The 13103-nt window shown below is 67.4% G+C and carries 14 protein-coding genes and 1 riboswitch; of the genes, 3 read left to right on the forward strand and 11 right to left on the reverse strand.

The genetic code is table 11. The features are described from left to right. The first annotated feature begins 34 nt into the window (after positions 1 to 34). Positions 35 to 114: riboswitch (ZMP/ZTP riboswitch) on the forward strand. Positions 115 to 148: 34 nt separating this feature from the next. Further along, positions 149 to 781 (forward strand): LysE family translocator, encoded by a 633-nt coding sequence (locus tag AC07OA_RS21270; protein ID WP_494665838.1) that lies wholly within the window; start codon positions 149 to 151, stop codon positions 779 to 781. 138 nt (positions 782 to 919) lie between these two features. Continuing rightward, positions 920 to 1630, forward strand: coding sequence for a ribonuclease T2 (locus AC07OA_RS21275; protein ID WP_494665820.1), 711 nt, complete (start codon positions 920 to 922; stop codon positions 1628 to 1630). 12 nt (positions 1631 to 1642) lie between these two features. Here AC07OA_RS21275 and AC07OA_RS21280 read toward each other — a convergent pair whose 3' ends face one another. The 5 genes from AC07OA_RS21280 to rbfA form a co-directional block, all read right to left on the reverse strand. Next, positions 1643 to 1954 (reverse strand): hypothetical protein, encoded by a 312-nt coding sequence (locus tag AC07OA_RS21280; RefSeq protein WP_494665821.1) that lies wholly within the window; start codon positions 1952 to 1954, stop codon positions 1643 to 1645. A gap of 983 nt (positions 1955 to 2937) precedes the next feature. Next, positions 2938 to 5088, reverse strand: coding sequence for a polyribonucleotide nucleotidyltransferase (gene pnp / locus AC07OA_RS21285; protein WP_494665822.1), 2151 nt, complete (start codon positions 5086 to 5088; stop codon positions 2938 to 2940). Between the two features lie 262 nt (positions 5089 to 5350). Then, positions 5351 to 5620, reverse strand: coding sequence for a 30S ribosomal protein S15 (rpsO, locus tag AC07OA_RS21290; RefSeq protein ID WP_494665823.1), 270 nt, complete (start codon positions 5618 to 5620; stop codon positions 5351 to 5353). Between the two features lie 14 nt (positions 5621 to 5634). Further along, entirely contained in the window at positions 5635 to 6567 is a 933-nt protein-coding gene (truB, locus tag AC07OA_RS21295; RefSeq protein WP_494665824.1) for a tRNA pseudouridine(55) synthase TruB, read from the reverse strand. Between the two features lie 3 nt (positions 6568 to 6570). Next, the gene (gene rbfA, locus AC07OA_RS21300) at positions 6571 to 7023 is read right to left on the reverse strand and encodes a 30S ribosome-binding factor RbfA (RefSeq protein WP_494665825.1); all 453 of its coding nucleotides are present in this window, start codon (positions 7021 to 7023) and stop codon (positions 6571 to 6573) included. Between the two features lie 157 nt (positions 7024 to 7180). On the opposite strand from rbfA, the gene AC07OA_RS21305 reads away from it, so the two are divergent. After that, on the forward strand, positions 7181 to 7639 hold the full coding sequence (locus AC07OA_RS21305; RefSeq protein ID WP_494665826.1) for a VOC family protein: 459 nt from the start codon (positions 7181 to 7183) through the stop codon (positions 7637 to 7639). Positions 7640 to 7642: 3 nt separating this feature from the next. Here the strand turns inward: AC07OA_RS21305 and AC07OA_RS21310 are convergent, their stop codons facing one another. From AC07OA_RS21310 to infB, 6 genes are all read right to left on the reverse strand, one after another. Further along, positions 7643 to 8431 carry a dienelactone hydrolase family protein gene (locus AC07OA_RS21310; protein WP_494665827.1) on the reverse strand — a complete coding sequence of 263 codons (789 nt, stop codon included), beginning with the start codon at positions 8429 to 8431 and terminating at the stop codon, positions 7643 to 7645. 76 nt (positions 8432 to 8507) lie between these two features. Next, the gene (locus tag AC07OA_RS21315) at positions 8508 to 9068 is read right to left on the reverse strand and encodes a hypothetical protein (protein WP_494665828.1); all 561 of its coding nucleotides are present in this window, start codon (positions 9066 to 9068) and stop codon (positions 8508 to 8510) included. Between the two features lie 17 nt (positions 9069 to 9085). Then, positions 9086 to 9598: a DUF2939 domain-containing protein gene (locus AC07OA_RS21320; protein ID WP_494665829.1), complete on the reverse strand. Its 513-nt coding sequence runs from the start codon at positions 9596 to 9598 to the stop codon at positions 9086 to 9088. Positions 9599 to 9641: 43 nt separating this feature from the next. Further along, entirely contained in the window at positions 9642 to 10055 is a 414-nt protein-coding gene (locus AC07OA_RS21325) for a type II toxin-antitoxin system VapC family toxin (protein ID WP_494665830.1), read from the reverse strand. Further along, positions 10052 to 10318 carry an AbrB/MazE/SpoVT family DNA-binding domain-containing protein gene (locus AC07OA_RS21330; RefSeq protein WP_494665831.1) on the reverse strand — a complete coding sequence of 89 codons (267 nt, stop codon included), beginning with the start codon at positions 10316 to 10318 and terminating at the stop codon, positions 10052 to 10054. The genes AC07OA_RS21325 and AC07OA_RS21330 overlap by 4 nt, the downstream gene beginning before the upstream one ends. A gap of 123 nt (positions 10319 to 10441) precedes the next feature. Then, positions 10442 to 13103 (reverse strand): translation initiation factor IF-2 (infB, locus tag AC07OA_RS21335; protein WP_494665832.1); only part of this gene is annotated, 2662 nt, incomplete at its 5' end.

The following is a 13103-nucleotide window of genomic DNA, read 5'->3' on the forward strand; positions in this document are numbered from 1 at the left end:
CCCTAAACCTTCACCGCAAAGCCGTGTACACACCGTTCGTCCGCGTGACTGGCGATCGCAGGGAGAACCCTGGGGGAGCGCGGACGTCACGAGCCGTTCGCCTGGGCGCCCAACCTCGACGCGGAGACCGCCCATGAGCCACGCCCTGCTGCCCGAAACCAAGACCTGGATCGCCTTCTCGCTGGTCTGCCTGGGCATGGCCCTGACCCCCGGGCCGAACATGATCTATCTGGTCAGCCGCTCGATCTGCCAGGGCCGCTGGGCCGGGATCGTGTCGCTGATCGGCACGGCGGCGGGGTTCGTGGTCTATCTGGTCTGCGCGGCCCTGGGGATCACCGCCCTGCTGATGGCCGCCCCCATCGCCTACGACATCCTGCGGTTCGGCGGAGCGCTCTATCTCTTGTGGCTGGCGTGGCAGGCGATCAAGCCGGGCGGCGCCTCGCCGTTCCAGGTGCGCGAACTGCCCAAAGACAGCCCCGCCAAGCTGATCAGCATGGGCTTCCTGACCAACCTTTTGAACCCCAAGGCGGCGATGCTGTACCTGTCGCTGCTGCCGCAGTTCATCGACCCGCACCACGGCGCGGTCCTGACCCAGTCGCTGGCCCTGGGCTTCACCCAGATCGTCATCAGCCTCAGCGTCAACGGCGCCATCTGCCTGGCCGCCGGGAGCATCGCCACCTTCCTGGCCACGCGCCCCAGCTTCGCCCTGATCCAGCGCTGGCTGATGGCCACGGTGCTGGGCGGCCTCGCCGTACGCATGGCGACCGAGGCGCGGCGTTAGGGCTTCCTCCTAAATCGCAACATCCCAGCGAAGGCCGGGACCCAAGCTGTCTTGGCCGCTTCAAGCTCGACGCGTAATGACAGACTCGGCTTGGGTCCCGGCCTTCGCCGGGATGTTGGGATGAGTAGAGCGCCGCATATGACATCGAAGTTCACCGCAGTGACTACCGCCCTCGCCGCCCTGGCCCTGGCCGGCGCCGCCCAGGCCTCCGACCTGAAGTCCTGCGCGGTCCCCAAGGACGTGGTTCCGGCCGCGCCCGAGATTCCGCCCGCCGGCGAGATCCACACCGACATCCCGACCGCCGCCCACCTGCTGGCCCTCTACTGGTCGCCCGAGGCCTGCCGGGGCGGCATCCCGGAGTCGGACAAGAAGATCCAGTGCGAGACCAACAACTTCGGCTTCACGGTCCACGGCCTGTGGCCCAACGGACCCGACAAGGTCCATCCGCGCTACTGCCGCCCCAGCCCGTCGATGAGCGTGGCCACGGTCAAGGCCAACCTGTGCATGACCCCCTCGCCCTGGCTGCTGCAGCACGAGTGGCAGGCGCACGGCACCTGTGGCTGGGACACGCCGGAGGCCTATTTCAAGAAGGCCCGGGCGGTGCGTGACAGCATCAAGGTTCCGGACCTGAAGTCCGGCAAAACCGAGACCATGACCGCCGGCCAGATCCGGGCCGCCTTCCTGAAGAAGAACCGAGGCATGACCGCCGAGGGCCTGAACGTGCGGGTCAAGGAAGGCCGGCTGACCGAGGTCTGGGTCTGCATGGACCTGGACTTCAAGCTCGCCGCCTGCCGGGGCGGCAACGGCGCGCCCGACGCCGCCGTGGTGAAGGTCACGCCCCGGCGCTAGAGCCGCCCGCGATCAGGAATAGCCCCAGCGGCGCGACGCGGCCGTCCAGCGGCTGTTGCGCGCCCGCGAGGCCTCGAAACAGACTTCGCAGACCATGTTGATCCCGGCCTCGGCTTCGGCTTTGGCCGTCCAGCCGCCGCCGGCCAGGCGGGCGGTCTCGCAGCGGTCGCACCAGGCCGCCTGCTCGTCCGAGGCGTCGGCGTCCTGCGGGCCGCAGGGCTCGTTGAACCCCTGCCCCGCGCCCTCCACCAGGTGCTGGCAGACGAAGGCGGGTTTCTGCGCCCCATGTCGCTGGCAGCGAATTCGTCTTTGGTCGTCTTGCATCCCGACGCGCCCCCCAGCGCTTTGAGGCCAAGCTAACCCCTTTGATCGGAAACGCAAAATCGATCCCAAACTTCCGTCATCCCGGGCCTTGTGCCCGGGACCCCTGGTTCAGCTTCCACGTGAGAGACAATGGCGCGCCACACTTCCGCACCTGCGGCGGACAGAGGGGTCCCGGGCACAAGGCCCGGGATGACGACGTGAGAAAGAACGGGCGGCATTGGCCTTGATCCGCCGGCCGGACAGGCCCCGCCTTAGATCCATGGGAGCGAGCTTGCTCTGGGGTCAGGCCGTGTCAAGGACCGGCCTCCGGCCGGCCGCGCCGCGGCGGCGCCCCGCGCCGTCCTTGACACGGCCTGACCCCAGAGCTCCGATCCACCAAGGATTTAAGGTGGGGACTGCATCCACGGGGGATGGGCGGAATAGCAAAAAAGACGCCGCGCCGCCGCGCTGCGTCTCTTTTGGTTCGTAGATTACGCGTAACGGATCAACTCCCAGGTCACCGCCGCCCCACCATAGGGAGGCATCCGGTTTCCCTTAGCGATCGGCGCAGTGGTAGTCGGCGTGCCGACAACCTTCCAAACGCCCGACTCGGGACAAATCTCGCCAGTGCGGGCACGAGTGCCCAGGCGAGCGCGATACAGGGTGCTCATTCATACTTCACCTCCTTTCCAAGGAGGCAACTTGACGGCGATTCCCGAATCAGGCGGTATTTGTGAGTCCGACTCGAAAAGGACTCGTGATTCGACACCGTTCAAATCGCGATGCGGGCGCAGGATGCATCAACATCTTGTGCCCGCTTACTCCTCAACAACCACGTATAGAGAAGCCGATTTGCTCGATTCGACAAGTGCGGTCTCGCGTTTTGTGGCGAGTTTTTAGTTAACAACCCATTAACTGTGACTTGGCCGTCACAAACGCAAAACGGGCGGCTCCTTTCGGAGCCGCCCGCTGCTTGAAGCCTCACGTCGGAGACGCCATCACCCTTAGGTGTTGACGGCTTCCTCCGGGCTCACGGCTTCCTTCTTGGACAGGTCTTCGCCCGTCACCTGGTCCACGACCTTCATCGACAGCTTGGTCTTGCCGCGATCGTCGAAGCCCAGGAGCTTGACCTTCACGATCTGGCCTTCCTTCAGCACGTCCGAGGGCTTGGCCACCCGTTCGTTGCTGATCTGGCTGACGTGGACGAGGCCGTCCTTGGCGCCGAAGAAGTTCACGAAGGCGCCGAAGTCGACGACCTTGACGACCTTGCCGTCATAGATCGCGCCGACTTCCGCTTCCTGGGTGATCGACTTGATCCAGTCCACGGCGGCCTTGATCTTGGCGCCGTCCGAGGCCGAGACCTTCACGATGCCTTCGTCGTTGATGTCGACCTTGGCGCCGGTGGTGGCGACGATCTCGCGGATCACCTTGCCGCCGGTGCCGATCACTTCGCGGATCTTGTCGGTCGGGATGGTGATGGTCTCGATCTTCGGAGCGAAGTCGCCGACTTCCTCGCGCGGCGCGTCCATGGCCTTGTTCATTTCGCCGAGGATGTGCTCGCGGCCGCCCTTAGCTTGCGCCAGGGCCTGCTCCATGATCGCGGGCGTGATGCCGGCGATCTTGATGTCCATCTGCAGCGAGGTCAGGCCCTCGCTGGTGCCGGCCACCTTGAAGTCCATGTCGCCCAGGTGATCTTCGTCGCCGAGGATGTCGGACAGAACGGCGAAGCCGTCCTTTTCGAGGATCAGGCCCATGGCGATGCCCGAGACCGGACGGATCAGCGGAACGCCCGCGTCCATCATGGCCAGCGAGGAGCCGCAGACCGTGGCCATCGAGGACGAGCCGTTCGACTCGGTGATCTCGGAGACCAGGCGGATGGTGTAGGGGAAGTCTTCCTTGGCCGGCAGCATCGGGCGCAGGGCGCGCCAGGCCAGCTTGCCGTGGCCGATTTCGCGGCGGCCCGGGCTGCCCATACGGCCGGTTTCACCGACGCTGTAGGGAGGGAAGTTGTAGTGCAGCAGGAAGGACTCCTTGTAGGTGCCTTCCAGGGCGTCGATGAACTGCTCGTCGTCGCCGGTGCCCAGGGTGGCGACCACGATCGCCTGGGTCTCGCCGCGGGTGAACAGAGCCGAGCCGTGGGTGCGCGGCAGGATGCCGACTTCGCCCAGGATCGGACGCACCTTGTCGACGGTGCGGCCGTCGATGCGGATGCCGGTGTCGAGGATGGAGCGACGGACGATGTCGGCTTCCAGTTCCTTGAAGACCGAAACCAGCTTCAGCGGGTCGATGCCGGCCGGGTTGGTGTCGCTCTTGGCGAAGGTCTCGATGGCCTTGGTCTTGGCGGCGCCCAGGGCGGCGACGCGGTCGCCCTTGGCTTGGATCTTGTAGGCGTCGGCCAGGTCCTTGCCGACGGCCTTCTTCACTTCGGCCTTCAGGGCGTCGGTGTCTTCCGGTTGGAAGTCGAAGGGTTCCTTGGCGGCGTGTTCGGCCAGCTCGATGATCGCGTCGATCACCGTCTGCATTTCCTTGTGGGCGAAGTTGACGCCGCCCAGGACGATCTCTTCCGAGAGCTCCTGGATTTCGCTTTCGACCATCATCACGGCTTCCGACGTACCGGCCACGACCAGGTCCATCTTGCTTTCCTTCAGCTCGTCGAGCGTCGGGTTCAGCACGTAGCCGCCATCGATGTAACCGACGCGCGCGGCGCCGATCGGGCCCATGAACGGGGCGCCCGACAGGACCAGGGCGGCCGAGGCGGCCACCATGCCCAGGATGTCGGGATCGTTCTCGAGGTCATGCTGCAGGACGGTCACGACGACCTGGACTTCGTTCTTGAAGCCCTTGACGAACAGCGGGCGGATCGGACGGTCGATCAGGCGGGAAACCAGGGTTTCCTTTTCCGACGGACGGCCTTCGCGCTTGAAGAAGCCGCCGGGGATCTTGCCGGCCGCGAAGGTCTTTTCCTGATAGTTGACCGTCAGGGGGAAGAAGTCTTGGCCGGGCTTCGCCTTCTTGGCGAACACGGCGGTGGCCAGGACGACGGTTTCGCCCATGGTGGCCAGGACAGCGCCGTCGGCTTGACGGGCGATGCGACCGGTTTCGAGGACCAGCGTCTTGCCGCCCCACTCGATCGTCTTGCGTTTGATGTCGAACATTTTTCTTCTTTCGGTTCCCGTGGGCGGATTCCCATCGGGGGCGGACAGGGGCGGACGGCATGCCGGCTTGGCGATGGGCGGCCCGATGATCCTCATCCAGTTCGACAGGCGGGTTTGAGGATGGAAAACCCTCGGACGTACGTCGGATGCTTATCCGCCAGCGGAAGCGATCCGGATCGACTCTTCGTTTCGGCCTGTCTCGAAACGGAGAGCCTGAAAAGCGTTCCGCCGCCCTACGCGAGTAGGACGGCGGAATTGCGTCTTAGCGGCGCAGACCCAGCTTCTCGATGAGGGCCGCGTAACGGCCTTCGTCGGACTTCTTCAGGTGGTCGAGGAGCGAGCGACGCTGGGAAACCAGCTTCAGCAGGCCACGACGGCTGTGGTTGTCCTTCTTGTGGGTCTTGAAGTGCTCGGTCAGGTTCGAAATGCGTTCCGAGAGGATCGCGACCTGGACTTCGGCGCTGCCGGTGTCGCCCTCGGTGCGGGCGTGCTCGACGATAAGAGCGCTCTTGCGCTCGGCAGTGATCGACATCGGGTTGTCTCCGCTCAGGTGAGTTGGAAGACCCGCACCGGATTGAGCGATCCGGCGCGCATCTCGCACAAGGCCACCAACCTCTCTCCGGACATGGCGGAAACGGTGCGATCGCCGGGCGTGAGCTCTGCTTTCAGCTTTTCCACCTGCCTTGGGAGCAGAACGATGGCGCGTCCTTGCGCAAGTCGGAAGGCGTCTTCATCGGTCACGGCCAACGCCGGGATGTCGTCCAGCGCGGTCTCGACCGGAAGCAATGCCTCCGACAGCCGGGCCTCATAGCTCAAATTCTCGAGGGTTTCCAGGCCTATCGCCGAATCCTCGGTAAAGCGGCCGACTCGCGTGCGGCGAAGCTGGTCGACGTGACCGCATGCGCCGAGGGCCAAAGCCACGTCGCGGACGATAGCGCGGACATAGGTGCCCTTGCCGCACTCCATCTCCAGCTCGATGTGGTCGGCGTCCGGAGCCCCCGTCACGCGCAGCGCATGAACCTGCACCTTGCGGGTCTTCAGCTCGAACTCGACCCCTTCGCGGGCCAGGTCGTAGGCGCGTTCGCCGTCCACCTTGATGGCCGAATAGTTGGGCGGCACCTGGTCGATCTCGCCGACGAAGGCGGGCAGCACGGCCTCGACCTGCTCGCGCGTGGGGCGCACGTCGCTGCTGTCGGTCGTCTCGCCCTCGCGGTCCAGGGTGGTGGTCGAGCGGCCCCACTGGATCATGAAGCGATAGGCCTTATCGGCGTCCATCAGGAACGGGACGGTCTTGGTCGCCTCGCCCAGGGCCAGCGGCAGGATGCCGGTGGCCAGGGGGTCGAGCGTCCCGGCGTGGCCGGCCTTCTGGGCGTTGAACGCCCGGCGCACGCGGGAAACGGCGCTGGTCGAGGTCAGGTCGTAGGGCTTGTCCAGGCACACCCAGCCCGAGACGGGATCGCCCTTCTTGCGGCGGGCCATGGCCTAGTCCTCGTCGTCCAGGATGTCCGACAGGCGGCGGGTGTCCTGCTGCACGCGCGGGTCCAGGAACAGCTGGTCCATATAGGCCGCCGCGCCGAAGCTTTCGTCGTGGATGAACTTCAGGTCGGGCGTGAACTTCATGTCGATCGACTTGCCCAGGCGTCCGCGCAGGAACTTCGACACCCGGTTCAGGGCCTTGATGATCTCGTCGATATGCTGGGCGCTTTCGCCGGTGACGCCGGCGCCCAGGGGCTCGACGAAGCAGACGGCGTGCTTGAGGTCGGGGCTCATGCGTACTTCGGAAACGGTCACCGAGACGCCGGTCAGGGCGGGATCGGCCAGTTCTTCTTCGCGCAGGATGTCGACCAGGGCGTGGCGGATCAGCTCGCCGGCGCGGAGCTGACGCTGAGACGGACCCACGGGCCCGCCCTTCTTGTTGTCGGTGTGGCGCTTCATGGCGCGGATAGCCTTGTTGCCCGGCCGGCGGATCGAACGCCGGTAGCGCGGGGAGAAATGGAAGGCGGGGTGTCTAGGCGCGTGGGGGGCAAAAGTCCAGTGCGCGGCCTGTCGTGGGAGGTTAGCATGCGTCCGGTCCAAGGCGGAGGGGCGAAGGATGGCGACGCGGCGCGGGTGGATTTACGGGTCGATTCTGGCCCTGGGACTGGTGTTGTCCTCGACGGTCCAGGCCGCCGAGCCGGCCGGGCGGATCACCGGCGTCGGGGGCGTCTTCGTCAAGAGCAAGGACCTCAAGGCCCTGAGGCGCTGGTATCGCGACGTGCTGGGCGTGCCGCTGGAGGCCTGGGGCGGGGCGGCGCTGCGCTACGACGCCCCCGGCCACCCGCCGGTGGTCGTCTGGAACGCCTTTCCCGAGGCCAGCGACTACATGGCCCCCTCGACCCGGGAATTCATGATCAACTTCGCCGTCGACGACCTGGACGCCGTCCTGGCCCGGTTGAAGGCCAAGGGCGTGACGGTGCTCAAACGCGACGACAGCGATCCCAGCGGCAGGTTCGCCTGGATCCTGGATCCCGACGGCACGAAGATCGAGCTGTGGCAGCCCAAGCCCGAATAGGTCTCAGGCGCCCGTCCGTTCCTTGAAGAAAGCCAGGACCTTGCGGTGGATCTTCATGGTCTCGCCGTTCGGATCGTCGCGGTCCAGGTGGATGGTCAGCACCGAATGCGGAGGGGCGCCCGTGCCCTGTTTGGCGACCGCGTCGGGCAGGGTGATGGCCTCGACGCGCGAGCCCAGTTCGCGTTCCAGGGTCTGGAAGCGGGCGCAGGGCACATGCTTGTCGCCGTCGAACCGCAGGGCGATCAGCGACAGGTCCTCGGCCTCCATCCGCGCCTTGGCGACCGCCAGCTCGGCCGGCGAGACGTCCAGCGCGCCGGCGTTCTTGCGGCCCGTCGGCAGCGACGGCTCGGCCAGCACCGGGGCCACCACCGACGGCTCGGTCATCATGGCCAGGGCGAAGCCGCCGGTGAAGCACATGCCCACCGCCCCCACGCCCTTGCCGCCGCACTCGGCATGGACCTGCCGCGCCAGGGCCCGCAGCCAGTCGACAAAGGGGCTGGAACGCCCCGCCGCCCAGATGCTGAACTCGCGGCCCACGCAGGCCAGCTTCAGGGTGGTGGCGGCGATATAGCCGCCCGAGACCGGCTTGCCCGGCTTGCCGAACAGACTGGGGCAAAACACCGTCATGCCCTCGGCCGCCACGTCGCGGGCGAACTGCAGCACCTGCGGATGCAGGCCGGGGATCTCGTGGATGACGATCACCGCCGGACCCGAGCCGATGCGGTAGACCGGCCGCTTCCAGCGCCCGTCGTCGAACGTGAACTTGGTGAAACCCGCCAGCGCGTCGGTCATGTTCGCCCCCAACCTTTGGGCGAGCATGACACAGGACCTCGACACGCTCTAGAACACGCGTGACCCGTTCGCGCGCCTAGCCGGGCCCGTTGCCGCCGGTCCAATCCTCCATCGGATCGGGGCTGCCGCCGGAGGGCAGTTTCCACTCGCCGCGATACGAGAAGTCCAGCGTGCCGCACAGGCGCGCCGGTCCCGCCGCGCCCTTGGGCGGATCGCCGAACGCCTGGACCCGCAGGTCGCGGTGCACGCCCAGCCGGCTGAAGCTGAGCCACAGGCGGGTCGAGCCCGGGCAGAAGGCGCGGATATAGATCTTGCCCTGCTCGAACTTGGGATCGATCTCGTAGAGGTCGGCGTCGGCGTCGACACCTTCCATGGCCTTCAGCCCGCCGGGACCCAGGTCCTTCTCGCGGCCGTCGATCAGCCGGCCCTGGACGGGCACGCCGGTGGCCAGCACCTTCACGACCCGCGTGCCGGTCAGCTTCTTGTCGAACAGCACCGTCAGCCCCGCCCCGGTCAGCCGCTTGGCGTCCGGCGAGATCGGGTCGTAGGAGTACATCTTGCGCTCGGCATGGGCCGTTCCGGCCGCCAGGCAGGCCAGCACCAGGCCCAACGCCAGGCTCGTCTTCCGTATCGTCATGCGCCCCCGCCCCGTTTCTACAGCTTCAGATGCTGCCGGGCCGTGTCGGGGTCAAAGCCCGACAGCCGCCAGGTCCCGCCCTCCAGGGTGAAGGTCAGCAGGCACGGGCCGTTCTTGGTCTTGGCCGCGCAGACCTGGTCGGAGCCGATGTAGCGCAGGCCCGCGGCGATGCTGATCCGGTCGGGGATCGGCTTGTCAGGCGTGTAGCCGTAGTAGTTGGCCGCGTAGCGGAAGTTCTCGGGCTGGACCAGGGCGTCGCCGGCGAGGCTGGCCATCGGCCCGGCCAGGGCGATGGCCGCCGCCTGCCAGCCGCCCAGCTTGGCGTCGCGCGCCTTGCGCACCAGCTGGCTCTCGATCTCGGCCTTCAGGGCCGGCCGATCGACGCGGGCGTCGAAGGCGGCGTGGTCGTTGTTGCGGATCGCCACCAACAGGGCGTGAACGTCGCCGGCCGCGTCGTAGCGCGTGGCCGTGGCGCAGGCCGACAGCGAGGCGGTGGCGAGGCTCAGGGTCAGAAGGGTCCGGATGCGCATGACCATAGGGTTAGGCCGCAAATCGGGCGATTTCCAGTCCGGCTTAGAGGGTCAGGACATCGAGGCAACGCCTCGACGCGGCCGCCACCAGATCCTTGTCGCAGGAAGCAACGGTCGCACCCAGGCGGATCGCCAGTTCCAGATAGGCCGCGTCGTAAAGCGTCAATTCCTCTGACCGCGACAGGACCAGGGTGTCACTCCAGGCCCGGGCATCCGTTTCCGGATCGATCGTGATGGGCAGCGAGGTCAGTTCGGCGATCGCGTCATCCGTGAAGGAAGCGTCGCACCGACCGCGCCGGACGGCGTTGCGAAGGACATTGGCGACCTCGAGACGCCACAGCGAAGGAACCCAGACAGCCTGGCTGAAGGCTTGCCGCATCAGGCCCTGCGCCCTCTCCGTCTTTTCGTCGTGCAGGATCGAGGCGAGCGTCAATGACGCGTCGAGGACCAGGCTCAACCGCGACGCCCTTCGTCGATCAATTCACGGAGCGTGACATCGCCCAGGGTAACGCCCTTGCTGCGTTCGAAAAGGCGATCCAGGGCTTCCCGCGCGCGCGCCTGGGCCTCGGCCGTCGCGTCCAGCCGTCGAATGACGATTTCACCGTTCTTCAGCTCGATCTCGACCTGCTCGCCATCCGCCAATCCAGACGCTTGGGCCACGTCCATGGGCACCCGCAAGGCCAGGCTTTTGCCCCATCGCCCCACCGTGACTTTCGTCATGTCAGACCCCCGTATCGAGATATCCCAGGATATCCCAACTGGGGCAAGGTGTCGATTGTTGAAACGAAAAAGGGCGCGGACCCTGCGGTCCGCGCCCTCTGTCTCTCGAAGCTCCGGCGGACCTTAGTCCAGCTGGCGCTTGATCTCTTCGACGGTGAAGCACTCGATCACGTCGCCGACCTTGATGTCCTGGAAGCCCGCGAACATCATGCCGCACTCCTGGCCGGACGGGACCTCGTTGACCTCGTCCTTGAAGCGCTTGAGCGTCTGCAGCGTGCCCAGTTCCAGAACGACGATGTCGTTGCGGACGATCCGGACCTTGGCGCCCTTGCGGACCACGCCTTCGGTGACCCGGCAGCCGGCGACCTTGCCGATCTTGGAGATGTCGAAGGCCTGCAGGACTTCGGCGTTGCCCAGGAAGGTTTCGCGCTGGATCGGCGCCAGCATGCCCGAGAGCACGCCTTTGATGTCGTCCAGCAGGTCGTAGATGATCGCGTAGTAACGGATCTCCACGCCTTCGCGCTCGGCCAGGGCCCGCGCCTGCGCCGAGGCGCGGACGTTGAAGCCGATGAGCGGCGCGCCGGCACCCTTGGCCAGCATGACGTCGCTTTCGCTGATCGCGCCGGCGCCCGACAGGATGATCCGCGCGCGGACCTCGTCGGTGGCCATCTTGTCCAGCGAACCGATGATCGCCTCGGCCGAACCTTGCACGTCGGCCTTGATGATCAGCGGAAGCTCTTTCAGCTTCTTGTCCTGCAGCTTGGCCATCATGTCGGCCATCGAAGCGCCAGCGCCGATCGGCGCCAGGGTCTTCTCGCGCTTCAGACGGATACGGTACTCGGTCAGCTCGCGCGCCCGGGCCTCGTTCTCGACCACGGCGAAGGTGTCGCCGGGCGAAGGCACGCCGTCCAGGCCGAGGATCTCGACCGGGGTGGCGGGACCCGCCTCCTGCAGCTGCTCGTTGCGCTCGTTCAGCAGGGCGCGAACCCGGCCGAACTGGCTGCCGGCCACGACGATGTCGCCGCGCTTCAGCGTGCCGCGATTGACCAGCACGGTGGAGACCGCGCCGCGACCCTTGTCCAGCTTGGCCTCGATCACCACGCCGTCGGCGGTGCGGTCGGGGTTGGCCTTAAGGTCCATGACCTCGGCCAGAAGCAGGATGCGCTCGATCAGCTCGTCCAGGCCCTGGCCGGTCTTGGCCGAGACTTCGACGATCTGGGTTTCGCCGCCCAGGCTTTCGACCACGATCTCGTGCTGGAGCAGCTCGTTGACGACCCGGGTGGGATCGGCGCCGGGCTTGTCCATCTTGTTGACGGCCACGATGATCGGCACCTCGGCGGCCCGAGCGTGTTTGATCGCCTCGATCGTCTGGGGCATCACGCCGTCGTCACCGGCCACCACCAGGATGACGAGGTCGGTGATGTTGGCGCCGCGCGCCCGCATCTGCGAGAACGCAGCGTGGCCCGGGGTGTCCAGGAAGGTGATCTTCTGGCCGTCTTCCAGGCGGACCTGGTAGGCGCCGATGTGCTGGGTGATGCCGCCGTGCTCGCCGCCGGCCACGTCGGCCTTGCGCAGCGCGTCCAGCAGGCTGGTCTTGCCGTGGTCGACGTGACCCATGACGGTGACGACCGGGGGCCGGGGCTCCAGGTGATCGTCGATGTCCTCGGCGCCGATGAAGCCTTCTTCGACGTCGGCTTCCGACACGCGCTTGACGGTGTGGCCGAATTCGGTGGCCACCAGCTCGGCGGTGTCGTTGTCGATGACGTCGTTGATCTTCAGCATCACGCCCTGACGCATCAGGAACTTGATGATGTCCACGCCACGCACGGCCATCCGGTTGGACAGCTCCTGCACGGTGATGACGTCGGGAATGACGACTTCGCGGCTGACCTTGACCACGTCGGCGGGGCCGCCGCGGCGCTTTTCCTTCTCGCGTTCGCGGGCCCGGCGAACCGAGGCCAGCGAGCGCATGCGGTCGGCGGAGTCTCCGTCGCCGGCCACGGTCTGGATGGTCAGGCGGCCTTCGCGGCGGGTCGGGGCGCCCTTGGCGCGCGACACGGCCTTGCCGGGGGCGGCGGCCTTGCGGCGATCATCCTCCTCCTCGGGCTTGCGACCGACGTCGCCGCCGGGACGGGGAGCCGAACGCGTGGCGCGCTGGATCTCGGGCGTGGCCGGAGCCGAGGCCGGGACGCCCGGACGGGCGCCGCGCGGACCGCCGGGACCCGGACGGGCGCCGGGCGCCGGGCGCGGGGCCAGGGCCGAATAGCGGACGGTCTGGGTCGGACGGTCGCCTTGCGGGCGGTCGCCCTGGGGACGATCGCCTTGCGGACGGTCGCCGCGATAGCCGCCGCCGGCGCCTTCCGGACGCGGGCCGCGCGGCGGACCGCCGGCGTCGGGACGCGGGGTGCGCTGGTTGTACGGGCCGTCCTGGCGCGGAGCGCGCTGGTTGAACGGCCGGTCGGCGTAGCTCTGCGGACGATCGCCCTGGGGACGGTCGCCTTGCGGGCGGTCGCCCTGGTGCGAGCCCGGACCCGGACGATAGGTGGTGGTTGAGGCCCGGTCGTCGCGACGGTCGCGGCTGGGCTCGTAGGTGCGCGTCTGGCCGGGGGCCGAGGGGCGCGGGGCTTCGGCGCGAACCGGCGGAGCGGCCGGGCGCGGAGCCTGGGGCTGAGGCGCGGCGGCGACCGGAGCCGAGACCGGGGCCGAAACCGGAGCCGTCGGGGCCACGGGGGCGGGCGTCGGCGCGGCGGGCGCTTCCGGAGCCGGCGGCGCGGCGGCCTTGGCC

The organism is Caulobacter sp. GW821-FHT09B08, from assembly GCF_059418225.1.